The 22,200-nt window shown below is 54.1% G+C and carries 26 protein-coding genes and 1 other RNA gene; 19 read left to right on the forward strand and 8 right to left on the reverse strand.

Translation table 11 applies throughout. The features are described 5' to 3' along the window. Nucleotides 1-56 precede the first annotated feature (56 nt). Nucleotides 57-986: an alpha/beta hydrolase gene (locus O5O45_RS20880; protein ID WP_305901275.1), complete on the forward strand. Its 930-nt coding sequence runs from the start codon at nucleotides 57-59 to the stop codon at nucleotides 984-986. A 220-nt stretch (nucleotides 987-1,206) separates the two neighbouring features. Next, nucleotides 1,207-1,962, forward strand: a complete 756-nt coding sequence (locus tag O5O45_RS20885) for an FFLEELY motif protein (protein WP_305901276.1) — start codon at nucleotides 1,207-1,209, stop codon at nucleotides 1,960-1,962. A gap of 26 nt (nucleotides 1,963-1,988) precedes the next feature. Here the strand turns inward: O5O45_RS20885 and O5O45_RS20890 are convergent, their stop codons facing one another. Further along, the gene (locus tag O5O45_RS20890; RefSeq protein WP_127973390.1) at nucleotides 1,989-2,270 is read right to left on the reverse strand and encodes a polyhydroxyalkanoic acid system family protein; all 282 of its coding nucleotides are present in this window, start codon (nucleotides 2,268-2,270) and stop codon (nucleotides 1,989-1,991) included. Nucleotides 2,271-2,427: 157 nt separating this feature from the next. Here O5O45_RS20890 and ubiE point away from each other — a divergent pair, with 157 nt between their 5' ends. The 9 genes from ubiE to O5O45_RS20935 all read left to right on the forward strand — a co-directional run bounded on the left by ubiE (nucleotide 2,428) and on the right by O5O45_RS20935 (nucleotide 8,593). Next, nucleotides 2,428-3,177 (forward strand): bifunctional demethylmenaquinone methyltransferase/2-methoxy-6-polyprenyl-1,4-benzoquinol methylase UbiE, encoded by a 750-nt coding sequence (gene ubiE / locus O5O45_RS20895; RefSeq protein WP_305901277.1) that lies wholly within the window; start codon nucleotides 2,428-2,430, stop codon nucleotides 3,175-3,177. A gap of 1 nt (nucleotide 3,178) precedes the next feature. Continuing rightward, nucleotides 3,179-3,811 (forward strand): ubiquinone biosynthesis accessory factor UbiJ, encoded by a 633-nt coding sequence (locus O5O45_RS20900; RefSeq protein ID WP_305901278.1) that lies wholly within the window; start codon nucleotides 3,179-3,181, stop codon nucleotides 3,809-3,811. After that, nucleotides 3,808-5,448: a ubiquinone biosynthesis regulatory protein kinase UbiB gene (ubiB, locus tag O5O45_RS20905; protein WP_305901279.1), complete on the forward strand. Its 1,641-nt coding sequence runs from the start codon at nucleotides 3,808-3,810 to the stop codon at nucleotides 5,446-5,448. The genes O5O45_RS20900 and ubiB overlap by 4 nt, the downstream gene beginning before the upstream one ends. 66 nt (nucleotides 5,449-5,514) lie before the next feature. Beyond that, complete coding sequence (gene hisI / locus O5O45_RS20910; protein ID WP_305901280.1) at nucleotides 5,515-5,904, forward strand: phosphoribosyl-AMP cyclohydrolase; 390 nt, start codon at nucleotides 5,515-5,517, stop codon at nucleotides 5,902-5,904. 107 nt (nucleotides 5,905-6,011) lie between these two features. Next, nucleotides 6,012-6,344 (forward strand): phosphoribosyl-ATP diphosphatase, encoded by a 333-nt coding sequence (locus O5O45_RS20915; protein WP_305901281.1) that lies wholly within the window; start codon nucleotides 6,012-6,014, stop codon nucleotides 6,342-6,344. Between the two features lie 81 nt (nucleotides 6,345-6,425). Beyond that, the gene (gene tatA, locus O5O45_RS20920) at nucleotides 6,426-6,668 is read left to right on the forward strand and encodes a Sec-independent protein translocase subunit TatA (RefSeq protein ID WP_305901282.1); all 243 of its coding nucleotides are present in this window, start codon (nucleotides 6,426-6,428) and stop codon (nucleotides 6,666-6,668) included. A gap of 24 nt (nucleotides 6,669-6,692) precedes the next feature. Then, nucleotides 6,693-7,097, forward strand: coding sequence for a Sec-independent protein translocase protein TatB (tatB, locus tag O5O45_RS20925; protein WP_305901283.1), 405 nt, complete (start codon nucleotides 6,693-6,695; stop codon nucleotides 7,095-7,097). After that, nucleotides 7,084-7,863: a twin-arginine translocase subunit TatC gene (tatC, locus tag O5O45_RS20930; protein ID WP_305901284.1), complete on the forward strand. Its 780-nt coding sequence runs from the start codon at nucleotides 7,084-7,086 to the stop codon at nucleotides 7,861-7,863. Before tatB ends, tatC begins: the two co-directional genes overlap by 14 nt. Nucleotides 7,864-7,885: 22 nt before the next feature. Then, nucleotides 7,886-8,593, forward strand: coding sequence for a 16S rRNA (uracil(1498)-N(3))-methyltransferase (locus tag O5O45_RS20935; RefSeq protein ID WP_305901285.1), 708 nt, complete (start codon nucleotides 7,886-7,888; stop codon nucleotides 8,591-8,593). 70 nt (nucleotides 8,594-8,663) lie between these two features. On the opposite strand, the gene O5O45_RS20940 is transcribed toward O5O45_RS20935, so the two are convergent. From O5O45_RS20940 to O5O45_RS20955, 4 genes are all read right to left on the reverse strand, one after another. Then, nucleotides 8,664-9,866: an FAD-dependent monooxygenase gene (locus O5O45_RS20940; RefSeq protein WP_305901286.1), complete on the reverse strand. Its 1,203-nt coding sequence runs from the start codon at nucleotides 9,864-9,866 to the stop codon at nucleotides 8,664-8,666. A gap of 41 nt (nucleotides 9,867-9,907) precedes the next feature. Further along, nucleotides 9,908-11,143, reverse strand: coding sequence for a 2-octaprenyl-6-methoxyphenyl hydroxylase (gene ubiH / locus O5O45_RS20945; RefSeq protein WP_305901287.1), 1,236 nt, complete (start codon nucleotides 11,141-11,143; stop codon nucleotides 9,908-9,910). After that, nucleotides 11,140-12,459 carry a Xaa-Pro aminopeptidase gene (gene pepP / locus O5O45_RS20950; RefSeq protein WP_371747864.1) on the reverse strand — a complete coding sequence of 440 codons (1,320 nt, stop codon included), beginning with the start codon at nucleotides 12,457-12,459 and terminating at the stop codon, nucleotides 11,140-11,142. The genes ubiH and pepP overlap by 4 nt, the downstream gene beginning before the upstream one ends. Before the next feature lie 83 nt (nucleotides 12,460-12,542). After that, nucleotides 12,543-13,106: a UPF0149 family protein gene (locus tag O5O45_RS20955; RefSeq protein WP_305901288.1), complete on the reverse strand. Its 564-nt coding sequence runs from the start codon at nucleotides 13,104-13,106 to the stop codon at nucleotides 12,543-12,545. Nucleotides 13,107-13,553: 447 nt separating this feature from the next. Here O5O45_RS20955 and O5O45_RS20960 point away from each other — a divergent pair, with 447 nt between their 5' ends. The 4 genes from O5O45_RS20960 (at nucleotide 13,554) to O5O45_RS20975 (ending at nucleotide 14,944) form a co-directional block, all read left to right on the forward strand. Next, nucleotides 13,554-13,760 carry a TIGR02449 family protein gene (locus tag O5O45_RS20960; protein WP_011395022.1) on the forward strand — a complete coding sequence of 69 codons (207 nt, stop codon included), beginning with the start codon at nucleotides 13,554-13,556 and terminating at the stop codon, nucleotides 13,758-13,760. Then, the gene (locus tag O5O45_RS20965; protein ID WP_305901289.1) at nucleotides 13,760-14,047 is read left to right on the forward strand and encodes a cell division protein ZapA; all 288 of its coding nucleotides are present in this window, start codon (nucleotides 13,760-13,762) and stop codon (nucleotides 14,045-14,047) included. Before O5O45_RS20960 ends, O5O45_RS20965 begins: the two co-directional genes overlap by 1 nt. A gap of 102 nt (nucleotides 14,048-14,149) precedes the next feature. Continuing rightward, nucleotides 14,150-14,332: non-coding RNA, 6S RNA (gene ssrS, locus O5O45_RS20970), on the forward strand. Between the two features lie 12 nt (nucleotides 14,333-14,344). Next, nucleotides 14,345-14,944, forward strand: a complete 600-nt coding sequence (locus O5O45_RS20975) for a 5-formyltetrahydrofolate cyclo-ligase (protein ID WP_305901290.1) — start codon at nucleotides 14,345-14,347, stop codon at nucleotides 14,942-14,944. A gap of 33 nt (nucleotides 14,945-14,977) precedes the next feature. Here the strand turns inward: O5O45_RS20975 and O5O45_RS20980 are convergent, their stop codons facing one another. Both O5O45_RS20980 and ilvA read right to left on the reverse strand, forming a co-directional pair. Then, on the reverse strand, nucleotides 14,978-15,121 hold the full coding sequence (locus O5O45_RS20980; protein ID WP_305901291.1) for a hypothetical protein: 144 nt from the start codon (nucleotides 15,119-15,121) through the stop codon (nucleotides 14,978-14,980). Nucleotides 15,122-15,291: 170 nt separating this feature from the next. Continuing rightward, entirely contained in the window at nucleotides 15,292-16,809 is a 1,518-nt protein-coding gene (ilvA, locus tag O5O45_RS20985; protein ID WP_305901292.1) for a threonine ammonia-lyase, biosynthetic, read from the reverse strand. A 121-nt stretch (nucleotides 16,810-16,930) separates the two neighbouring features. On the opposite strand from ilvA, the gene rpiA reads away from it, so the two are divergent. The 3 genes from rpiA (at nucleotide 16,931) to ppa (ending at nucleotide 19,566) form a co-directional block, all read left to right on the forward strand. Beyond that, the gene (gene rpiA, locus O5O45_RS20990) at nucleotides 16,931-17,608 is read left to right on the forward strand and encodes a ribose-5-phosphate isomerase RpiA (protein WP_305901293.1); all 678 of its coding nucleotides are present in this window, start codon (nucleotides 16,931-16,933) and stop codon (nucleotides 17,606-17,608) included. Between the two features lie 216 nt (nucleotides 17,609-17,824). Continuing rightward, nucleotides 17,825-18,955 (forward strand): acyl-CoA dehydrogenase family protein, encoded by a 1,131-nt coding sequence (locus tag O5O45_RS20995; RefSeq protein WP_305901294.1) that lies wholly within the window; start codon nucleotides 17,825-17,827, stop codon nucleotides 18,953-18,955. An 83-nt stretch (nucleotides 18,956-19,038) separates the two neighbouring features. Further along, a complete protein-coding gene (gene ppa / locus O5O45_RS21000; RefSeq protein ID WP_305901295.1) occupies nucleotides 19,039-19,566 on the forward strand; it encodes an inorganic diphosphatase in 528 nt (175 codons plus the stop codon). A gap of 78 nt (nucleotides 19,567-19,644) precedes the next feature. On the opposite strand, the gene hldE is transcribed toward ppa, so the two are convergent. Next, complete coding sequence (gene hldE, locus O5O45_RS21005) at nucleotides 19,645-21,078, reverse strand: bifunctional D-glycero-beta-D-manno-heptose-7-phosphate kinase/D-glycero-beta-D-manno-heptose 1-phosphate adenylyltransferase HldE (RefSeq protein ID WP_305901296.1); 1,434 nt, start codon at nucleotides 21,076-21,078, stop codon at nucleotides 19,645-19,647. Nucleotides 21,079-21,256: 178 nt separating this feature from the next. On the opposite strand from hldE, the gene lpxL reads away from it, so the two are divergent. Continuing rightward, complete coding sequence (gene lpxL, locus O5O45_RS21010; RefSeq protein WP_305901297.1) at nucleotides 21,257-22,189, forward strand: LpxL/LpxP family Kdo(2)-lipid IV(A) lauroyl/palmitoleoyl acyltransferase; 933 nt, start codon at nucleotides 21,257-21,259, stop codon at nucleotides 22,187-22,189. Nucleotides 22,190-22,200 lie beyond the last annotated feature (11 nt).

The following is a 22,200-nucleotide window of genomic DNA, read 5'->3' on the forward strand; positions in this document are numbered from 1 at the left end:
GCGTAAATCTCCAAGCGTGCGGAAAACGGGGCGGCGCGACGGTGGGAGTTACTACCATGAAAGCAGTCCATGCCCGTAAGTTGTTACGACCAATTGATCCGGCCTATACCGAGATGTTTTCCGGTAAGGTCTACTCCGTGGGAAAAGGCGCGGTATCTCTCCGCAACCACAGCGCTCCGGCGGAAAACACCGTCATCGGCGTCCACGGCTTCCTGGAAAATCACTGTTATTTCACCCAGACCTATCAGGCCCCCGACACGGAGCTGATCCTGCTCACCTGTAGCAATTACCATATTCCCGTCAGCGGGCCTACGTTGGAGTCCGCCCCCTGGCAAACGCCCATCAAATATCTTGAGGCGACCATAGAATACGACGCCGCCATTCTTAATCAGGTGCTGCAGAATCTGCCCAGCACCAATCGAGTGCGGGTGCATGGTCACTCGCGGGGCGGAGCCGTTATTCTGGAAGCCATCAAGCAGTGGCCCGAACTCTACGCTAACGTGGATATCGTGCTGGAGGCCCCGGTGCTGCCGCTAGGCAAGCTGCACGCACTGGCCCGCGCATTGCTCGACCCGGTCAGTCACGGTATGTGGCCCTGGGTGATCCGACTGGTCAACAGCGCCCCTTCCACCACCTACGGACAAACCTTTTTCGGCAGAATGAATTCCCGCAAACGGGTGTTGTTGGATCGTCTGTTTTCATCCACTCGGGACCATCTCACTATTGTGCGAAATATTGAGAACATTCTGGCCTGGATGGAAAAAGGCGACATGACGCCTTACGAGCACATGCGTCATGGCACCATCCTGATACCGAAGATTGACCGCATTCTAGACCGGGACGCCATGCTGCAAAGCGCCGAAAATTCCCCCAACGCCATACGCATTATTGAAACCGGCGCCACCAGCCACTTTATCACCCTGGATAGCCTGGAATGGGTGCCGCCGCTGTCGCTACTCCCCAACGCCGCAGCCGCTGGCGCCTGACACTCTGCTGATCTTGTTTCCGGCCAAGGACGCGCCGGTGGCCTCCTACAGGGCCTCACAACTGAGCAACCAATCACAAACTGCGGGAACGCGACAAAAAGTTAGGTAGGCTTTTCTAATCTATCTTTAGTAAACTTGCCGCCAATCATTCACAGGTTGCGATGAGCCATCGCATTACGCCGAAAGACTGTTTTCTGAAGCCAAATGGCGGGGATCACTCATGTCCAAAGAGAAACTGTTAAGCGTCAACGCAAGAACCGCGAACGCCCGACGCCTGCAACAGTTACTGTTGGACTACCACAACTATCGCCTGCAAAGAGACGAGCATCCCCTGGCGCAGGACATTGATCGGCTGTGCGATTGGCAGGCGGATCGCCTCAAAAGAACCCATAACGACCTATACAGCAACCAGCGCTACCATGAAGCGTTAGACTTCCTGCTGAAAGATCTATATTCCCCCAAGGAATTCACGCGCCGCGACGCGGATCTGGAAAGGGTGTTTCCGGTGATGGTGAAACTGCTCCCTGACTCCGCGCTCCATACCATTGCCGATCTGGTTGAATTGAACCTGCTCACGCAACAGTTGGATGAGCATATCGCCGCCGTATTGCGACAGATGCGTGTCGAGCGGATTACCGAGGACAACTATGCGGAGGCTTTCCGAAGTTGCGATAACTTCGCATCCCGCCGCCGCCAGATCACGCTCATCGACAAAACCGGCCATGAGCTGGAAAAGTATGTAAAAAGCCGCTTCGTAAGCTTCAGCCTCAAAATTACCGAAGGTCCGGCGGAAATGGCGGGCCTGGGACAGCTGCACAACTTCCTGTCCAGAGGCTTCAAGGCGTTCAAGGAGATGGGCGGGGTCAGTCAGTTATTGCGCGTCATCATGCAGAGAGAAAGCCACATCCTGGAGCAAATCCAGGTCAACGCGGATTCTCCCTTCACGCTGCCGGATAATCTGCGCGCTTACGCCTGACTATAGCGAGACGTAAGCCGAAGTTCTCAGGCTTTTTTCAGCAGCCCGTCCAAGTGGCTGTGAATTTCCTGCTCAATGCGGTCTTTGAAAGGACGGAACAAAAAACCCAATTCCATGTGCAGGTGTATCTGGCTTTCCGCCACTTCCAGCTGCCCCTTAACCCCACTGCGATGAAAGCGTAGAACTTTATCCTCCCACTCATAGTCGACGCTGAACCGCTCGGACAAGCTCTGCGCCAGCTCGTCCGCCGCCTGCACGGCATGATCCATATCAAGATTATGTTCACGGGTGAGTTCGATCACTGACATCTAAAAAACTCTTTGGTTAATTGCGGAGGCTATTGTTTATGGGTTTTCGTCATGTAAATCAAGCAAAAAAATCCCGCCTTGGGCTGCGAATCGCGGGTAGGACTTTCCCCGGGACACAGGTAGAATACCGCACAATTATTTTTACGGGAGCAACCTAATGACAGAGCGGGACACCACCCACTTCGGTTACAAACAGGTGCCGGTCACAGAGAAAGAAAGCCATGTGGCCAAAGTGTTCGACTCGGTCGCCGCCAAGTACGACTTGATGAACGACCTTATGTCGATGGGCATTCACCGCCTCTGGAAACGCTTCACTATCGATAAAAGCGGCGTCCGCGCCGGCGCATCGGTATTAGACATCGCTGGCGGCACCGGAGACCTGACCAAGAAGTTCTCACGCCTGGTAGGCCCGTCCGGCAAAGTGGTTCTCGCAGACATCAACGCCTCCATGCTGCAAGTTGGCCGCAACCAGTTGCTGGATCACGGTTACGGCGACAACATCGAATTTGTGCAGGCCAACGCCGAGGCGCTGCCCTTCCCCGACAATAGCTTTGATTGCGTCAGCATCGCATTCGGTCTGCGCAACGTGACCGACAAAGATCGCGCACTGCGGGAAATGCAACGGGTGCTGCGTCCTGGCGGGCGTCTGCTGGTGCTGGAATTCTCCAAACCCACCAACCCCATTGTCTCCAAAGCTTACGATGCATACTCCTTTTCCGCATTACCGCTAATGGGCAGTCTCGTCGCGCAGGACAGTGAAAGCTATCGCTACCTCGCCGAGTCCATCCGTATGCACCCGGACCAGGAGACCCTAAAGTCGATGATGGAGCAGGCCGGACTCTGCTTGTGCAAGTACTACAACCTCACCAGCGGCGTCGTCGCGTTGCACACTGGCGTCAAAGCCTGATATGAGCCCCTTCGACCCGCTTCTCCTCACCGCCCTCAATGCGACGGCGGAACGCATCGCGGCGGAGATCCTCCGCTACGACGCCGGTTCCGCCGCGCGTCTTGCGGAGTTGGACGGCAAATGGGCGCAGTTGACGTTAACGCCTCTCAGCCTGTCCGTGTACGTCAGGTTGGGCGAACGTCCCCGTTTTGCGGATGAAGCCGGCGGCGACGTCGATCTCGTCATTCAGGGCTCTCCTGGCGATTTCCTGAGCTATTTGCAGAACAAAGGCGGCGCACAGAACATCCATATTCAAGGCGATATAGGCCTGGCGCAGCGTATCGCCGCCATCGCCAACAACCTGGAAGTGGATTGGGAAGCCAAACTGGCCGAGCATCTTGGTGATATGCCCGCCCACTTTCTGGGTACGCGATTGCGCGGTTTCGGCCGCTGGGTGAAACACGTCGGCGACAGTTTTCGCCGTGACGCGGAAGAGTATCTACACCATGAAGCGCGCACAGCGCCGAGCAAAGATGAAATGAGCTACTGGGCGGATGAAGTCGATCGGGTACGGATGGATTACGATCGTCTGGAAGCCCGTCTGCAACGCCTGCAACAAGCCCTTAATCCCGCAGTAAAAGACACTGATAAGTGAGAAGAATCAACCGCCTTATTCAAATCGTCTGGGTGATCTGCCGCTACCGGCTTGATGAATTCGCCCCGTTGACCTTATTGCCGCTACCTCTGCGCCTGCTGTTTTTGCTGGCGCCCTGGCGTTTGTTTCCCAAACCGCAAATCCCCCGCGGCGAACGCTTACGACGCGCGCTGGAGGAACTGGGACCAATCTTCGTCAAATTCGGACAGATACTTTCCACCCGTAAAGACCTGCTGCCAGAAGATCTGGCGGACGAGCTCAAGCGTCTGCAGGACAAAGTGCCTCCCTTCGCCAGCGACTCGGCCGTACGGATCATCGAGGAGTCGCTGAAATCCCCGATTTCAGAGCTCTTCGCCGACTTTCAGACTTACCCGATGGCGTCCGCCTCTATCGCGCAAGTGCATGCCGCCACCTTGAAAAACGGCAAAGAAGTCGTGGTGAAAGTTATCCGCCCCGGCATAGAAAAGACTATTCGCCTGGATATCGCATTGATGCTGCTGGTGGCGAGACTGGTCGAAAATTACTGGGAAGACGGTAAACGCCTGCACCCGGTAGAAGTTGTGCGCGACTACGAACACACGATTCTGGACGAGTTGGACCTGCAGCGGGAGGCCGCCAATACGTCTCAGCTCAAGCGCAATTTCGCTGGCTCCGAGCTGATCTATATTCCTGAAGTCTACTGGGAGATGACCCACTCCCGCGTCCTGGTCATGGAGCGTATCTACGGCGTTCCCATCGCGGATGTGGAACAGTTGCGCAAAGCCAACGTCAATATGCAGCTGCTGGCGGAGCGTGGGGTGGAAATTTTCTTCACCCAGGTATTCCGTGACAGCTTCTTCCACGCCGACATGCATCCCGGCAACATTTTCGTGGATGTCAGCAATCCCGCCAGCCCACGCTATATCGCAATCGACTGCGGCATCGTCGGCACACTAACGCCGGAAGACCAGTCTTATTTAGCCAGAAACCTGCTGGCCTTTTTCCGCCGTGATTATCGTCAGGTGGCGGTGCTGCATATTTCCTCCGGCTGGGTTCCGGGACATACTCGCGTCAATGAGTTTGAAGCCGCTATTCGTACGGTCTGTGAGCCGATCTTCGAACGCCCGCTGAAAGACATTTCTTTCGGGCAGTTCCTGGTGCGGTTATTTCAGACCGCGCGTCGTTTCGATATGGAAGTGCAGCCGCAATTGGTATTGCTGCAGAAAACCTTGTTGAATATAGAAGGACTGGGACGCCAGCTTTATCCAGACCTGGACCTGTGGTCCACCGCACAGCCTTTCCTGGAAAACTGGATGAAACAGCGCATTGCGCCGCCGGGACTGCTGAAAGCCATTAAACAGCATGCGCCGGACTGGATTGAGCAGACACCTGAATTGCCGCAGATTCTGTACGAGGCCTTTGATCAACTGCGCCATCTGGATCGCTACAACCAAGCGAATCAGGACAGTCTGGCGAGTCTGAGTCGCGCGTTTGAGAAAGATAAGCAGCAACGGCGCGACTTCTGGCTCGCGGGCTTGGTGCTCGCTTCCGCTGCGGCGATGGCGATCGGCGAACAACCCTTGCGCCTGACGGAGCTGCCCTGGCCCTCCGTTGTACTCGCCGTCACCGGTCTTTACTTGCTTATGCGCCCCAAATAGCGCGATAGTAAGGGTGCATCTTACAAATTTGTGACAACCTCCGACTTAAGAAATAAAACGGTAACAATGACAGAGCAGAATTGGCGCCTCGCAATAAAGTGGAATAACGACGGCCTTATCCCCGTCATCGCCCAGGACAGCGATACTGGAACCGTGCTGATGATGGCGTGGATGAACGAAGACGCGTTGTCTGAAACGATTACCAAGCAGGAAGCGGTGTATTGGTCACGCTCCCGGGGAAAACTCTGGCATAAGGGTGAGACCTCCGGGCATGTACAGAAAGTAAAAGACATTCTACTGGACTGTGACGGCGACACTTTGCTGCTGAAAGTTGAACAAATAGGTGGAATTGCTTGTCATACCGGGCGTGAGAACTGTTTTTTCCGTTCTCTTGACGCACAAGAGTGGAGGGTCAACGCGCCGGTGAAGAAAGATCCGAAAGATATCTACGGATAAGCGCCCCCTCTGATTCGCCCACTATCAGGTTGAATGACGATGCGGCGACTCGGCAGGCGAAGTAAAGTTTTAGACAATTTGTTTTCAGAGGCTTGGAAAAGCGCAACATGAACGACATATTGACCCAGCTCGGCAAAGTGCTCGAAGAACGCAAGCTGGCCGATCCGGATTCGTCCTACGTCGCCAGTCTGCATGCGAAAGGACTAAATAAAATTCTGGAGAAAGTCGGCGAAGAATGCACCGAAACCATCCTCGCCGCCAAAGATGCAGAACAGGACGGTTCAACGCATAATGTGATTTATGAAACGGCGGACCTGTGGTTTCACAGCCTGGTGATGTTGAGCCACTTGAACATCACCCCGCAGGAAATTATGCAGGAGCTGGCGCGACGCTTTGACATTTCGGGGCTTGAAGAAAAAGCCTCGCGGGGAAAGAAATAGCAGCGGACAGCCCATACCGGCGCTAACGCTGGACTTGTAGGATTTGGTAATCAGGCAGTAATACTTCAAAGGAGCACAATCATGGGCATATCCATGTGGCAACTACTCATCGTTCTGTTAATCATCGTGCTGCTGTTCGGTACGAAAAAGCTGAAAAACATCGGCGGCGATCTGGGCGGAGCGGTAAAAGGCTTTAAGAAAGCCATGAGCGATGGCGAATCCGAAGAAGACAAAGAACCCAAGAAGCTGTCGCAAAATGAGAGCCGCGCCATCGAAGGCTCCGTAGAGCGCAACGACGCGAAGACTGAATCCAAACACAGCTGATCCAGATCGGACGGTCCATAGCCTATGTTCGATATCGGATTCCCAGAGCTAGCGCTGGTTGCGGTCATTGGCCTGCTGGTGCTAGGCCCGGAGCGACTACCTTACGCCGCACGCAAAACCGGCTTGTGGGTAGGCCGCATCCGCCGCATGGTCAGTCAGATGTCCTCTGAAATAGACCGGCAATTAAAAGCCGAGGAAATGCGGGAGCGGCTGCGCAAAGAGGGCGACACCCTTGGCCTTGAAAAAATTCAGCAAACGGTGAATGAAGCCCTGGCGGAAGCGAAGAAATACGAGGACATGGTTGAAAAGAACCCGGCCACGCCGATGTCCTCCCAATCTCCCCAAACGCCGCCTTCCGGGCATGACTCACAACCGGTAGAATCCCACTCCCATTCCGACGACGCTTCCAAGCAGCATGACCGCTCCTGAAATGACTCCGCGCGACGACAACACAGATAAAGAACTGCCGTTATTTGATCACTTGGTTGAATTGCGCAACCGTCTTTTGCATTCCGTTTTGGCGGTGCTGGTGGCGTTTTTGCCTTTGTATGCGTTTCGCAATGAAATCTACGCCTACCTGGCCAAGCCGCTGCGCGCGGCGATGCCGGAAGGCGCCACCATGATCGCCACCGAAGTGGCGTCGCCGTTCCTGGCGCCCTTCAAGCTGACGATGGTGCTGGCGATCTTTCTCATGATCCCGTTCATTCTCTACCAGATCTGGTCGTTCATCGCTCCCGCGCTGTATAAGCACGAGAAAAAGCTGGCGATTCCTCTTCTGGTAAGCAGCGTGCTCCTGTTTTATCTGGGCGTCGCCTTCGCCTATTACGTGGTGTTTCCCCTGGCGTTCAACTTTTTCGCCAGCGCCAGCCCTGAGGGCGTGACGGTGATGACGGACATCAACAAATATCTGGACTTCATCCTCAAGCTTTTCTTCGCGTTCGGTTTCGCCTTTGAAATCCCCATCGCCACCGTATTGATGGTCAAAGTCGGCATCACCAACGTAGCCAGCCTGCGGGAAAAACGCCCTTACATCGTGGTTATCTGCTTCATCATCGGTATGCTGCTGACGCCCCCTGACGTTATTTCGCAGACCTTGCTGGCAGTGCCTATGTGGCTCCTGTTCGAGGTCGGCGTCCTTTGTAGCCGCTGGGTGGAGCCGACAGCTGATCCCAACTCAGAATCCGTCAACACCTGACTTCCAGCCAAGTTCTGACCTTATGAATATCCTGTTGTTTTCAGCGGAAGAACTTTCCGCGTCCGGCCAGCTCACTCTTATCGACAGACGTGCAGAGCATTTGCGCAAAGTGTTGAAGGCCCAAGCCGGCGACGATATTCGCGTCGGCCAGATCAATGGAGAGATGGGAACCGCTCGTCTGCTTGATATCAACGAGGAGCGCGCGCGCCTGGAAGTGAGCCTGAACGCCGAAGCGCCGCCGCCGTTGGACCTGACCCTGATCCTGGCGCTGCCCCGCCCCAAGATGATGCGTAGAGTGATTCAGAGCACGGTATCTTTGGGAGTAAAGCGCATCTACTTGATTAACTCCTACAAGGTAGAAAAAAGCTACTGGCAAACCCCCTGGCTGGAGGCCGCCTCACTGAGGGAAAACAGCCTTCTGGGTCTCGAACAGGGCGTAGACACAGTGCTTCCTGAAATCCATATGCGCAAGCTGTTCAAACCTTTTGTGGAAGACGAGCTGCCGCACATCATCGCCGAAAGCGACGCCTGGGTGGCGCACCCCACCTCCGAGGCGCAGTCGCCACAGGTCAACGGACCGCTGACTTTAGCGGTAGGACCCGAAGGCGGGTTTACGCCTTACGAAGTGAAAAAGCTGGAGGAAATCGGCTTTAAGGGCTTCACCCTGGGTAAGCGCATACTTCGCGTAGAAACGGTTATTCCCGCGCTGATCGGCAAGCTATATCTGTAACTCACACGGGCGCGAGCGCTATCAGAAAGCAATCGCCGACCTGAACCCGCCCGCACCACAGTCTCTATCGTCAGACCCCCATAGCCTGACGGATCAGTTCTTTCTTGATCAACGGTGTTTTATTCACCAGGGTTAATCCTGCGTTCCTTACTCCGGCGATCATGGGAGAAGGGTGTCCGAAGCCGCGCTTGAATGCCTCCATCAGCGTCATCATGGAAAGATTTCCAGCCTGACGCCGCCGCTGATAGCGCCGCAGCATCTCTTCATGCCCCAGGGGCACACCCCGATCTAAAGCCCGTCGCGCCTCATCCAACAAAGCGGTTACATCTTCAAAACCAAGATTGACGCCCTGCCCCGCCAAAGGATGAATCGTATGCGCCGCATCGCCAATAAGCACCGCGCCGCCATCAAAGTAACGCTTAGCGTGTCGCTGCCTGAGCGGGAAAGCAAAGCGTCGACTGATATCGAGCACCTCTCCCAACGCCTGCTCGGACGCCTCAGATAGCGCAGATTTGAAACTGGCGTCATCCAGTTGCATTAACCTGGCCGCCTCCACCGAATCCGCCGACCAGACAATGGACGAACAACGGTAGTTTTGATCCTGATCCAGTAATGGCAGCAGAGCCAACGGTCCTGTAGACAAAAAGCGCTGCCGGGCTGTGAACTGATGAGGGCGGGCTGTAGTTATCGTCGCAACAATCGCCTGCTGACCGTAATCCCATTCCCGAGTCGGGATGCTCAACCACTGACGAATACGTGACAGAGCGCCATCCGCACCAACCAGCATTCTGCAGGAAACCGTCTCGCCGCTCCCAGTGTCGAGGGAGTAACCCGAAGCCTCCGGCTTCAACGCCCGCACCTGATCCTTGATGACGAGGATGTTAGAGCGTTCAGCAATGCGTTGATGCAAAGCGGAGGTCACCACACGGTTTTCGACGATCAACCCCAAGCTGCTTTCATACACTTCAGCCGAGGAAAACAGTATCCGACCGCTTCCCGCGCTATCCCAGACGTCCATATCGGTGTAACGCAGGCTATATGGCTCTATCTCCGCCCATACGTTCAATTCGCGCAATAGCTTTTCACTTGCCAGCGTCAGAGCGCTGACGCGGGGATCGAAGCTATGCGCGTCATTGCACTTGGGCGGCGTCCCCGTGTTCAACCCGCCAGGATCGATCAGGGCCACTTCTATGTCCAGCGCCGACAAGCCCAATGCGATCGCCGCGCCGACCATACCGCCGCCAACGACGGCGACAGGAAATTGTGTCTTCACAATAGGAAGCCTCTACTTTGCAGACCCCGGATAATCCATGTTCAACGCCATTGCGGGGCGCGCTCTGCAACGCCCATGGCATACTCAGCAAAGCGGCGTTTAGCCGCCGGCGCCAGATTCAGACTAATCAAGCCAAACTGCCTGACGCTCTCCAGCCAGGCGGACTTTTCACCAAATAGTTTGATCAGTCCATCACTGGCCGTCACAGTGCGTTTTTGATCCGCCTGCTGGCGCGTCAGATACTTGTTCAGTATCGGCAGTCCGCCTAATTCTTCATTGGTGACCGCTTCATTCAACGCTTCCGCCAGATGCAGCGCATCCCTTAAAGACAGGTTATATCCCTGCCCCGCCACAGGATGCAGCGTATGCGCCGAGTTGCCCAGTAATACCAAGCCTTCTCGAACCTGTTCCTGAGCGGTTTGCAGCGTAAGCGGGTAATGATTGATATCCCCGATCCGAACGATTCGACCTATCCGGTAGCCGATTTGAGACTGTAACGCCTCAGCAAAACCAGCCTTGTCCAGGGACAGCAGCCCCTGCAAGCGATTGCTCGGCACGGTCCAGACCACCGCCATTCGATCATTACGCGCAGACGCCAACGGTAAAAAGGCGACAGCGCCGCCATCAATGAAGCGTTCGTATGCGATATTGTCATGTGAACGGGAAAGGCTCACGTTGACCACCAGCGCATGCTGGCCATAATCCACGCGATGGCTGGCGACGCCAAAGCCCTCCGCAAGACTGGAGCGTCCTCCATCAGCGAGCACCAGCAGCCTACCGACGACGTCCCGCTCATGGTCACCTTCCCGCAGACGCACGCTCATACCTTCCGCACAACGCTGCGCGGACACCGCCTCTGCGGGCGCCATGACTGTCAAGTCAGCCCATCCCTCCAATGACGCAACGAGACTACGTCCAATCGCCGCATTGGGAACCACATAACCAAAGGCGTCCAAACCTTGCTCTTGCGCCTGCAGCCGGGTCGCACCCCATTTACCCTGTTCAGAGACATGGATGGTGCTGATGGAGCCAGCGTAGGGCGCCATGGCGGACCATACCCCCATGCGCTCATACAGGAGGCGAGAGCCGTGAGACAACGCCGTGGAGCGCATATCGAAACTGGGAGTAAAGGGACCCTCAGACGAAGTCCGCAAGGAGTGCGCCTCCACCAGCGCCACTTGAAAACGACGCCGGGAAGACTGCTGCAAGGCCAAAGCCAGCGTCGCGCCGACCAAGCCTCCGCCGACGATAACAATATCGTAGTGACGGGTCATCATTTACCCCGCATCAAGGCCTCAATTTCATCAACTTTCTTCGGCGTACCCGAGGTGATGACGTCACCGCCCTGCTTGGTCACAATCACATCGTCTTCGATGCGGACGCCAATGCCTTTCCAGCGTGGGTCAACGTCTTCCAACTCCGGCGCGATATAAATACCAGGTTCGACAGTCAGCGCCATGCCAGGCTCCAACACCCGCCATTCACCGCCAACTTTGTAGTCGCCAACATCATGGACATCCAGCCCCAGCCAATGCCCCGTGCGGTGCATAAAGAATTTTTTGTAAGCCTCAGTTTCAATCAGCTCATTCAGTTCGCCGTTAAGCAGGCCGATCTCACGCAGACCTTCGGTAATCACTTTTAATGCCGCTTCGTGCGGCTGGTTCCAATGGCGACCGGGACGCACTTCTTTAATGGCCGCGTCCTGAGACGCCAGCACGATTTCATAGATAGTGCGCTGCTCAGCGCTGAATTGTCCGGAGACCGGGAATGTCCGAGTGATGTCGGACGCATAGCAATCCAGCTCACAGCCCGCGTCGATCAATACCAGATCTCCGCTCTTCAGCTTGTCGTTATTAGTGACGTAATGAAGAATACAAGCATTCTCGCCGCCGCCGACAATACAGTTGTACGCCTGCGCCCGCGAGCCTTCCCGCAGGAATACGTGCTGTATGGCGGCTTCGAGCTGATATTCATACATGCCGGGCTTACAAATGCGCATGGCTTCGTTATGCGCTTCGGCGCTAATGCGCGCCGCCTGCTTCATAATTTTGACTTCAGCGGAAGACTTAAACAGGCGCATATCGTGCAGCGTATGCTCCAACGCCACGAACTCTCCGGGCGGGTGCGCGCCATTCTTGATTTTGCTGCGGATGACATTGATCCATTCCATAACCCTGCGATCAAACTTTTCATCCAGCCCCATGGAGTAGTAAACCCGCTGCTTGCCTTCCAGCAATCCCGGTAGAATTTCATCAATATCGTCAATGGGGAAAGCGTCATCGAAGAGATAGTGTTCGATCGCCCCTTCCTGTCCCGCCAATTTGCCATTCCAGCGTTCGTAGTCAGGGTTCTTTTCCTTGCAGAACAAAATGGATTCGCCGTGCTCACGCTCCGGGATCAACACCATCACCGCATCCGGTTCCGCAAACCCGCTGAGGTAATGAAAGTCGCTACTCTGACGGTAAGGATATTCCGAATCGCGATTACGCACGCGAATTGGCGCTGCGGGCAAAATGGCGATGCTGTTGGGCGTCATCACGTCAAGCAGATGGCGCCGACGTTTCTGATATTCACGAATCGATAATGCTTGCACGTCTATCTCTCTTAAAAACTTTTAGTTATCCGTAATCTGGCGCACATCCGTACAAACTGCCGGCGGGCCTTGTCCTTAGACCGTTAATGTAGCGTTTTCTTTTCCGAGGCGGCGTTCTTTTTAGCGGCAGTGAGTTCCTGCAGCACATTCAACGCCGCCACTTTCACAAACTCAGTCAGCTCCAGCAGTTCTCTTTCATCCTGCTCGTCGCCATCCACTTCGGGGTCCACTTCGCCGATATCCACCAGATCCTGAAGGATTTCCTGCACATCCGCCGAGCAGGAGGATAATCCGCTCCCCAAAACAGACGTCAGCCCCTCGACGAAGCCCCTGCACCAGTCCGCCAGCGCCGCAACGCGCAGCGAGCACTCTACAGCATCTTCCGGCAACCAGGGCTGAAAGCTCATATTATCCTGCGTCAGCGCTGCTTCTGCGTAGCCGTATACGGCTTTGAAAGCCGCTTGCAGGTTCTCTTCAATCGCATTGACGCTGCCGGCGAAACGCTGCGTGTAGCTCCACCAGTCGTTATCCTGCGCCTGGTCTCCCGCCGCCATTCTTCCACACCAGAGACCGTGAACTCCTGCGGGAGTCGCGTCAGCGTCGATGCGGTTTAATAGTTGTTGCAGGGCATGGTAGGGTTGGGACATTCGTTTAATTCTCCAATCGGGCGGAAGTCGCCCGCTTCCACAGGCTTAACCATCATCGTTCGCAACGGCGAATGGCGTAACCTTATTAAATAGAATTCATTTGGCAAAAACACCCGCTCTGCTTTAATAAGGCGCATCGGGCGCAATTGAATATATATGCGACGGCTCAGGCTTTCGCCATCATGTTTTTTACGGTTCTGGCGTCAACTTTATCAGGATCGACTCACGCCAGAATAATGCTGTGTATGCTAACATGACGCCCACTTATATCGCCACGCGGGTGCGCACGTTGACCCCCTTACATCGGCGACTTATATTTAATTGGACGCCCATGCGCCTACAGTTTGGTTTTCTAACATTTTTCCACTTTGATTCGCGTCCGTCATAAGTCGAGTCATGTTAGAAAACTCTTCCTGAAGAACCCTAGCAATACCACTGGAAAAACTTATGGATGTTTCTCAGTTGCAGCAGTTAAGCGATAAAATTGACCGCCTGATACAGAAGTGCAAACAGCTCGAAGCAGATAATCAGGCGCTACGCCAGCTGCAGGAAGACTGGCAAAAGGAACGCATGCAACTATTACAGAAGAACGATCTGGCCCGCTCCAAAATCGAGGCTATGATCAGTCGTTTGAAAGCTTTGGAGCAACGTTAATGAGTCGCACCAACCATACCGCCACCGTCACCATCCTGGATAAGGAATACTTGGTCGCCTGTCCTCCGGAAGCGCAACGCCAACTGGAAGACGCCGCGCGGACGCTGGATCAGAAAATGAAAGAAATCCGAGCATCTGGAAAAGTTTACGGCACAGAGAGAATTGCAGTCATGGCCGCCTTGAACTTGACTTACGACTTGATGCAGCAAGGACAGAAAACCGAACAGGTCTCTTCTACCCTAAGTACGCTGCATGAAAAACTGGACGCAGCGCTGAGAAATAAATAACTTTACAAAACATACAATTACGTAATCAAAAAAGAAAAAAATATTGGATATTCCTGGTTTGCCCCACTGCTTTTTTCACATTTTTCGTTATAATAGGACCCAAGCTCCCTGAACTGCTCGCCAGTCAGATACGTCCTCGAGCCGATGAATTTTATTATTGGTTACCTCCTGCGAGTGATGTGTGCAAGTCCCTCTTGAAGGGAAAGCCTAATTCATTCCAGCGGTTACCTCCTTGAACCAAAGGGTTCAAGGGCCACGTCAGACAGCGGCTGTCTCGGGGAGTTTATTTTTTCTGCTATGAATAAAGCGTCTATTCGTCGCGCCATGCGCAAAAAACGCAGAGCGCTGACACCCGCCCAACAACGCAGCGCCGCTTCCGGTCTGCAAAAATCACTCAGCTCAGCCATTCATCTCAGTCGTAGCGTCCGCTGGGGTCTATATCTCGCCAACGACGGGGAAATCAATCCATTTCCAACCATTCAGCGCCTGTGGCGTAGAAAAAAAGCCTGTTATCTTCCCGTGTTACACCCGCTCTACCACAACCGGCTATGGTTCGTTCGGTATCTGCCCGGCGCCAAGCTCAAGCCCAACAAGTACGGCATTCCAGAGCCTGTGCTTCGGGGAGCAAAACGAGTTCCCCCCTGGTCATTGGATGTGGTGTGCTTCCCATTGGTTGCGTTTGATAAACAAGGGAACCGATTGGGAATGGGAGGGGGTTATTATGATCGCACTTTCGCGGATCGCCGGGTCATCATCAAAAGGCCGAAATTGATTGGGTTCGCTCATCATTTCCAGCAACTTCCAGAGTTGCCCCACGAACCCTGGGATATTCCACTGTCCGCTGTCGCCACAGATCAGCAATTGCATCGCTTCAGAAACAAAAAAGCCCTGCGTTAACAGGGCTATTTCGAATCGTCAGGAAGACAGGGACTAATTAACGTCCTCGCCAGCGACGGAAACATAAGTGGGCGACGTACGTGCTTCCTTGTGGCCAAAGGTTGTGAAGCCGCTGACGACCAACCCAAGGCAAAATACGATCACAAGCGTAAGCATGACGTCAGGCTTGCGCTTCATGCATCCCCCTAATTTTCATTGGCGTTTTTTAATTTTATAAATCAGACAAATAGGTAATTGTCTTAACTTGAAATTATAGAAAAGTATTGTAACTCCTGCCTGATTTAAATCAAAGCTTTAAAACGCAATAGTGTGACCGTTTCTGCCTTTATATTAAAACCTCTTAATTATCAGGCACCTAGAAACAGTTTGTAGGCTGGGTTATTGGTTTCCTCCCAATACCTGAAACCAACGGTATCCAGCATTTTCCGGAACTCCGCCATTTCATCATCGTTAACCTGCGCCCCCATTAAAACACGGCTATAAGCGGCGCCATGATTACGATAATGAAACATGGTGATATTCCAGCGGGCGCCAAACGCCATAAGGAACTTCATCAACGCTCCTGGACGCTCTGGAAACTCAAAACGGAAAACCTTCTCGTTGGTTAACGCTGGCGAATGCCCCCCAACCATATGGCGGATGTGCATTTTGGCGACTTCATTATCAGTGAGATCAAGCACCGAGTAGCCTTTTTCCTCAAGAATCCCAACCAGCTCCTTACGATCTTCCAGACCAGAGCTGATTTGTACGCCGACAAAGATTTGCGCTTCTGTCGCATCACAATAACGGTAGTTAAACTCGGTGATACTGCGGCGACTTAACGCTTGGATGAAACGCTTGTAGCTGCCCGGACGCTCTGGAATTTTCACCGCCAGGATCGCCTCGCGCTCCTCACCCACTTCGGTACGCTCCGTGATGTATCCCAGACGATCAAAATTCATGTTCGCGCCGCTTACGATGGCGATCAGGTTTTGGTCCTGAATCTTCTCTCTCGCCACGTATTTCTTCAAGCCGGCGATGGCCAATGCGCCAGCCGGCTCAGCGATAGAGCGAGTATCTTCAAAGACGTCTTTGATGCCCGCGCAGATTTCGTCAGTGGTGACTAGGACGACTTCATCCACATATTGACGACAAACCTCCCATGGAGCCTTACCGATTTGTTTGACGGCGACGCCGTCGGCGAAGATACCCACTTCCGGCAACGTCACCCGCTTGCCTGCCTTCAACGCTGCATGAAGACAGTTGGAATCTTCCGGCTCCACGCCAATGACTTTGACATCAGGACGAAGATATTTGATGTACGCCGCGACGCCCGCGATCAAACCGCCCCCGCCGACGGGGACGAACACCGCATGTATGGGAGACGTATGCTGCCACATAATCTCCATGCCTACTGTGCCCTGACCGGCGATAACCTCCTCATCGTCGAAAGGAGGGATATAAATGTATCCCTTTTCTTTGACCAGGGTTTGCGCGTGCGCCGCCGCTTCGTCAAAGGCGTCGCCCTTCAACACGACCTTAGCGCCTTTCGCCCGTACGGAATTCACTTTGATTTCCGGCGTAGTTTGCGGCATGACAATTGTCGCCTTGACGCCCAACTTTTGCGCCGCCAGCGCCAATCCTTGGGCATGGTTGCCCGCTGAGGCCGCAATCACGCCTTTTTCTTTGGCTGAACTGGAAAGTTGTGCGAGCTTGTTATAAGCGCCACGCAACTTAAAGGAAAAAACCGGCTGCAGGTCCTCACGCTTCAATAAAATATGGTTATTGAACCTGTGGCTCAGTAGATGGGCCGTCTCCAAAGGAGACTCTATCGCAACATCATAGACTTTGGCGTCCAGGATCTTTTTTATATATCGGTGAGGCATGATGGGAACTTACTAAATCGCTAGCGGAATTGAGCGCCAAATAATATCGGCATTACAGACCCAACGTCTACTATTGATAGGACGCGGGGTCTATAATTCCCCTATTTTTGAGGGCGGGCTTATGCACCAGGACGAATTAAAGCAGGCTGTCGCAAAAGCGGCGCTGGAATACATCAAACCCCATCTGCAAACCGATACCATTCTTGGCATCGGCACAGGCTCTACTGCCAACTATTTCATCGACGCGCTGGCGGAAGTAAGAACCCAGTTCGATGGCGCTGTCGCCAGCTCAGAGGCCTCCGCCGAGCGTTTGAAGAAGCACAATATTCCGGTATACGAACTTAACTCCGTTTCCGGCTTGGAGTTCTATATCGACGGCGCTGACGAAACCAATCCGCGCCTGGAGCTGATCAAAGGCGGCGGAGCCGCGTTGACGCGCGAGAAGATCGTCGCCGCCAACGCCAAAACCTTTATCTGCATCGCCGACGAATCCAAATGGGTCGACGTGCTCGGCGACTTCCCCCTGCCGATTGAAGTCATTCCCATGGCGCGCAGCTACGTTGCAAGGGAACTGGTAAAACTGGGCGGCGACCCGGTCTACCGGGAAGGCTGTGTGACGGACAATGGCAATATTATTCTGGATGTGTTCAACCTGCGCATTCTGGAGCCGGTGAAACTGGAGCAACAGATCAACCAAATCACCGGTGTGGTGACCAACGGCCTGTTCGCCATGCGCCCTGCCGACGTACTTCTGCTGGGATCACAGGAAGGCGTGAAGACGATCAAAGCGAACGACTGATTGAGAATCTGGCGCGATCCGCTCATTGGATCGCGTCATTCGCCTTCCCCGTTTTCTGTCGACAAAAGCATCTTTCAAAAACCTCTCTGTATTCTTCATTCCCCCATTATTCAGAATATCCCCAACATTCCCCCCCACAAAAAAACAAGCGCTTGCTTGGTTTTAAATTGATCGATAAGCTGAGCCCTAATTAACAACTCGACAAGGGACTTGCGCATGTTCAACGAGACTCATCAAATGGCGCGGCGCACGACCGCAGCATTCATCAAACAACATGTCGCGCCTTATATTCAGGAGTGGGAGGAAGCTGGCTCGTTTCCTCGAGAGATCTATCGTCTGGCGGGAGAGGCCGGCGTACTTGGCGTTGGCTTCAATGAAAAGTGGGGCGGCGCCGGCGAGAACGATATATTGATGAAAGTCGCCGTCAGCGAAGAGCTCATGCGCAGCACTTCCGGCGGATTTGTCGCCAGTCTCGGTTCTCTGGATATCGCCTTGCCGCCGATCGCTCGCTGGGGTAACCCCGCGTTGCAGGATAAAGTGATTCCACCTGTACTCCAGGGCGAAAAAATCGCCGCACTCGCCATTACAGAGCCCGGCGGAGGCTCCGACGTCGCCAACCTGCAAACTCGCGCCATTCGAGAGGGCGACGTTTACCGTATTAATGGCTCTAAAACATTCATCACCAGTGGTTACCGGGCGGACTTCTATACTGTCGCCGTGCGCACTGGCGGCGAAGGTCACGCTGGCATCAGCCTGATTCTGGTGGAACGGGAGCGAAATGGGTTTAGCGCGGGACAACCACTGAAAAAGATGGGCTGGTGGGCAAGCGATACCGCAGAGCTGTTTTTTAATGACTGCATTGTTCCGGCTGAAAATCTTATCGGACCGGAAAACAGCGGCTTCATCGCCATTATGAGCAACTTCTTGATGGAGCGACTGGCGCTTTCCATCATGGCCTATATGACCGCGCAAATCGCTTACGAACAGGCCTTGAATTACGCTCGCCAGCGCGACGCATTTGGTAGAAAAATCGCCAAGTTTCAAGTTATCAAGCATCGCCTGGTCGAAATGGCGACACAGGTAGAGATCGCTCGCAACTACACATTGAATATTGCTCAACGCATACAAAACGGCGATAACCCGATCAAAGAGGTCGCCATGGCGAAGAACTTCTGCTCACAGGTCGCCCAAGAGGTAACAGACGCCGCCGTGCAGATTCACGGCGGCATGGGCTACATGCGCGAATCAGTAGTGGAGCGATTGTACAGAGACGCTCGCATACTCAGCATTGGCGGCGGCTCCACCGAAATCATGAATGAGATTATCGCCAAGCACCTCGGTCTATAAGCTCGGGCAGACGCCTTATTGGTTTTAGCGTGGCAAAGCTCCTATAATTTGCTGCCCAGCTTTTTAATAGAATGGAAAAGAGTATGAACTTTGACAATATTTCCGCAGGTAAAGAACTGCCAGACGACATTAACGTCGTAATCGAAATTCCCGCGCAAAGCAGCCCGATCAAATACGAAATCGACAAAGACTCCGGTGCGGTAGTTGTTGACCGTTTCATGGCCACCCCCATGTTCTATCCCTGCAACTACGGTTTTATTCCTCACACGTTGTCTGACGACGGCGACCCGCTGGATGTGTTGGTTGTTGCGCCCTACCCAATTCAGCCCGGCGCAGTGATTCGTTGCCGCCCAATCGGCGTGTTGAACATGACTGACGAAGCTGGCGAAGACGCCAAGCTGCTGGCGGTGCCTCACTCCAAGCTGACTCCGCTGTACAAAAGCGTCAACGAGCCGACAGACCTGCCTGAGTTACTGATCAAGCAGATCGAGCATTTCTTTGAGAACTACAAGGATCTTGAGGAAGGCAAGTGGGTGAAAATTTCTGGTTGGGCGGACCGCGAAGCGGCTCGTCAGGCTATCCGTGACGCAGCGGCAGCCTACAAAGGCTAATTACTGCAGTTTCCGGCGACGCTTCAGCGTCGCCGGTCATTCCCTTTTCTAAAAGCAGGTCTTCGCAATGCGGAGCAACTACTTCTCCCGATCCTTGCGAATCTTTTCAACAATGGCTGTGGTTGAACAGTTATCCAGAAAGTCCAAGGCCCGCACTTCTCCACCATAACCTTCGACGATCTCCCAACCGACAACTTGCTCTTTGCTGTAGTCGCCGCCCTTCACCAGGATATCCGGCTTCAGAATCTCTAATAAGCGCTCTGGCGTGTCATCTTCATACCAGGTAACCCAATCCACCGCTTCCAGACCAGCAAGCACCGCCATCCTGCGTTCGAGGGGGTTAATCGGGCGCGCCGCTCCCTTCAAACGGCTTACAGAGGCGTCGCTGTTAATCGCAACGACCAATCGATCCCCCAGTTTTCGCGCCTGATCCAGATAGCCGACGTGGCCGGCGTGAATAATATCGAAGCATCCGTTCGTGAAAACAATTTTCTCGCCATGAGCGCGCGCGTCGTCCAACGCCACTTTTAACTGCTCCACCGTCATTGCGCCACGCCCTGCGCCTTGCTCCTGTTGCACTGCGCGACGCAATTCCGGCGCGCTGACTGACGCCGTACCCAGTTTGCCTACGACAATGCCAGCGGCGATATTGGCCAACGCCACCGCCTGCCCCATTTCACTACCTGCGGCCAATGCTGCGGCGAGTACGGAGATAACAGTATCGCCGGCGCCTGTAACATCAAAGACTTCTTTCGCCTGGGCAGGCAAATGCAGTTCAGGTCGTCCCGCTCTCAGCAAGGTCATCCCCTGCTCGCTGCGCGTCACCAGCAACGCTTCCAGCTCCAGTTCCTCTACCAGTTTCAAGCCACGCTGAACCAGTTCAGCCTCACTCGCACAGTACCCTACCACCGCTTCAAACTCAGACAAGTTAGGGGTAATCAAGGTTGCGCCGCGATATTTCTCGAAATCGCTGCCCTTTGGGTCGACCAACACGGGGATTTGTTTGCTTCGCGCCAATTGAATAAAAGCTTGCGGATCGCGTAATGCGCCCTTGCCGTAATCGGACAAAATCAAAGCCCCTGCGCCAGCCAACTGCCCTGCGACTTTCTTTTCCAGCGGTTCCTGCGGAACGCCAGCGAAACTCTCTTCGAAATCCATGCGGATTAATTGCTGATGACGACTGACCACCCGCAACTTGGTGATAGTAGGTAAAGTTTCATGCTCCTGAAAATCCGCCAATATGCCAGCGGACTCCATCCGCGCCGCCAGTGACTGCGCCGCTTCATCTTTACCCGTCACCCCCAAAATCACCGCCGCACTGCCTAGCGCAGCGATGTTCAACGCCACGTTAGCGGCGCCGCCGGGCCGGTCTTCCAACTGCTCCACTTTGACGACGGGCACCGGCGCTTCAGGAGAAATCCTTGATGTCGCGCCGTACCAGTAGCGGTCCAGCATAACGTCGCCAACCACTACGACCCGTGAATTCTGAAACATTGGAAGCTGTATCTGCATGCCCATCCTCAAAACTGAAGCCTTCATTTATCTGTTTGCGATGGAAGGATCGCGCGGCAATATTAGCACGCCTCTCCCCCAGACAGCACCTTACCGCTCCGTCAACTGGCCGGACAAACTGGAGAGCCGGGCGGGATCGGGCTAAAATGCGCTTCTTTTGTTTTAGGAACGCCGTTACGTGTCCGAAGAAAAACGCGATCTGACCTACTCAGACTTTATTCACCCCCGTTATTGGCCAACTTGGCTTGGGATCGCCTTACTATGGCTGATCGCCCATACACCTTTGGCCTTTCAACGTGGACTGGGAATTCTGATGGGCCGCGCAGCCTACTATTTACTACCCAAGCGACGCCATATCGCTGAAGTTAATATCAATCTGTGTTTTCCAGAGCTTACCTCTGATCAGAGGCAAGATTTGGTAAAGTCGGCCTTTGACAACAACGCCATCGGCTATTTTGAAGCCGCATCCGCCTGGTTTACAGGAAAAGAGCGCTTTCGCTCGATTACCAAAGCGCACGGTCTGGAAAACCTGCAAGCAGCGCAGGCCAAGGGCAAAGGCGTTATTCTATTAGGCGGTCACTTCACCACACTGGATCTTGGCGGCGCGTTATTTGATATTTATTCCAGCGCAGCCAGCATGCAACGGGACCATGACAATCCCCTGTTCAACCTGGTGATGACCCGCGCCCGTAGTAAATTTTGCCATCCTGTATTGAGCAAGGACGACTTGCGCGGCCTTATCCGCCTGCTGAAAAACGGCAAAACCATCTGGTACGCCACAGATCAGGATTACGGTCGCCGCGGTAGCGTGTTCGCGCCCTTCTTCAAGGTTCCAGCCGCCACCATTACAACGACCTCTCGCATCGCACAAAAAACCGGCTCACTAGTCGTCCCCTTCAGCCACTTTCGTAATAAAGATGGTGGCTACGATATTTACTTTGAACCGGCGTTATCCAATTACCCCACCGGCGACGATGTCGCAGACGCTAAGGCAACCAACTTGGCGATAGAAAACGCTATCCGCCGCTATCCTGCCCAATATTTATGGATGCATCGGCGGTTTAAGACCGAGCCTCAAGGGAAAAGTCACCGCAAATATTCCGGAAAATGAGCGACATATCC

Source organism: Hahella sp. HNIBRBA332 (assembly GCF_030719035.1).
In the GTDB taxonomy this organism is placed as follows: domain Bacteria; phylum Pseudomonadota; class Gammaproteobacteria; order Pseudomonadales; family Oleiphilaceae; genus Hahella.

What these genes read in the sequence shown, in the direction of transcription:
- hldE (WP_305901296.1), bottom strand. Translation starts at nt 21,078, where the DNA reads ATGCAGATACAGCTTCCAATGTTTCAGAATTCACGGGTCGTAGTGGTT.
- O5O45_RS20960 (WP_011395022.1), top strand. Translation starts at nt 13,554, where the DNA reads ATGGATGTTTCTCAGTTGCAGCAGTTAAGCGATAAAATTGACCGCCTG.
- O5O45_RS20980 (WP_305901291.1), bottom strand. Translation starts at nt 15,121, where the DNA reads ATGAAGCGCAAGCCTGACGTCATGCTTACGCTTGTGATCGTATTTTGC.
- ubiE (WP_305901277.1), top strand. Translation starts at nt 2,428, where the DNA reads ATGACAGAGCGGGACACCACCCACTTCGGTTACAAACAGGTGCCGGTC.
- tatB (WP_305901283.1), top strand. Translation starts at nt 6,693, where the DNA reads ATGTTCGATATCGGATTCCCAGAGCTAGCGCTGGTTGCGGTCATTGGC.
- O5O45_RS20880 (WP_305901275.1), top strand. Translation starts at nt 57, where the DNA reads ATGAAAGCAGTCCATGCCCGTAAGTTGTTACGACCAATTGATCCGGCC.
- O5O45_RS20995 (WP_305901294.1), top strand. Translation starts at nt 17,825, where the DNA reads ATGTTCAACGAGACTCATCAAATGGCGCGGCGCACGACCGCAGCATTC.
- ubiH (WP_305901287.1), bottom strand. Translation starts at nt 11,143, where the DNA reads ATGATGACCCGTCACTACGATATTGTTATCGTCGGCGGAGGCTTGGTC.
- rpiA (WP_305901293.1), top strand. Translation starts at nt 16,931, where the DNA reads ATGCACCAGGACGAATTAAAGCAGGCTGTCGCAAAAGCGGCGCTGGAA.
- ilvA (WP_305901292.1), bottom strand. Translation starts at nt 16,809, where the DNA reads ATGCCTCACCGATATATAAAAAAGATCCTGGACGCCAAAGTCTATGAT.
- O5O45_RS20915 (WP_305901281.1), top strand. Translation starts at nt 6,012, where the DNA reads ATGAACGACATATTGACCCAGCTCGGCAAAGTGCTCGAAGAACGCAAG.
- hisI (WP_305901280.1), top strand. Translation starts at nt 5,515, where the DNA reads ATGACAGAGCAGAATTGGCGCCTCGCAATAAAGTGGAATAACGACGGC.
- O5O45_RS20955 (WP_305901288.1), bottom strand. Translation starts at nt 13,106, where the DNA reads ATGTCCCAACCCTACCATGCCCTGCAACAACTATTAAACCGCATCGAC.
- O5O45_RS20965 (WP_305901289.1), top strand. Translation starts at nt 13,760, where the DNA reads ATGAGTCGCACCAACCATACCGCCACCGTCACCATCCTGGATAAGGAA.
- O5O45_RS20975 (WP_305901290.1), top strand. Translation starts at nt 14,345, where the DNA reads ATGAATAAAGCGTCTATTCGTCGCGCCATGCGCAAAAAACGCAGAGCG.
- O5O45_RS20885 (WP_305901276.1), top strand. Translation starts at nt 1,207, where the DNA reads ATGTCCAAAGAGAAACTGTTAAGCGTCAACGCAAGAACCGCGAACGCC.
- tatC (WP_305901284.1), top strand. Translation starts at nt 7,084, where the DNA reads ATGACCGCTCCTGAAATGACTCCGCGCGACGACAACACAGATAAAGAA.
- tatA (WP_305901282.1), top strand. Translation starts at nt 6,426, where the DNA reads ATGGGCATATCCATGTGGCAACTACTCATCGTTCTGTTAATCATCGTG.
- O5O45_RS20900 (WP_305901278.1), top strand. Translation starts at nt 3,179, where the DNA reads ATGAGCCCCTTCGACCCGCTTCTCCTCACCGCCCTCAATGCGACGGCG.
- O5O45_RS20935 (WP_305901285.1), top strand. Translation starts at nt 7,886, where the DNA reads ATGAATATCCTGTTGTTTTCAGCGGAAGAACTTTCCGCGTCCGGCCAG.
- O5O45_RS20890 (WP_127973390.1), bottom strand. Translation starts at nt 2,270, where the DNA reads ATGTCAGTGATCGAACTCACCCGTGAACATAATCTTGATATGGATCAT.
- ppa (WP_305901295.1), top strand. Translation starts at nt 19,039, where the DNA reads ATGAACTTTGACAATATTTCCGCAGGTAAAGAACTGCCAGACGACATT.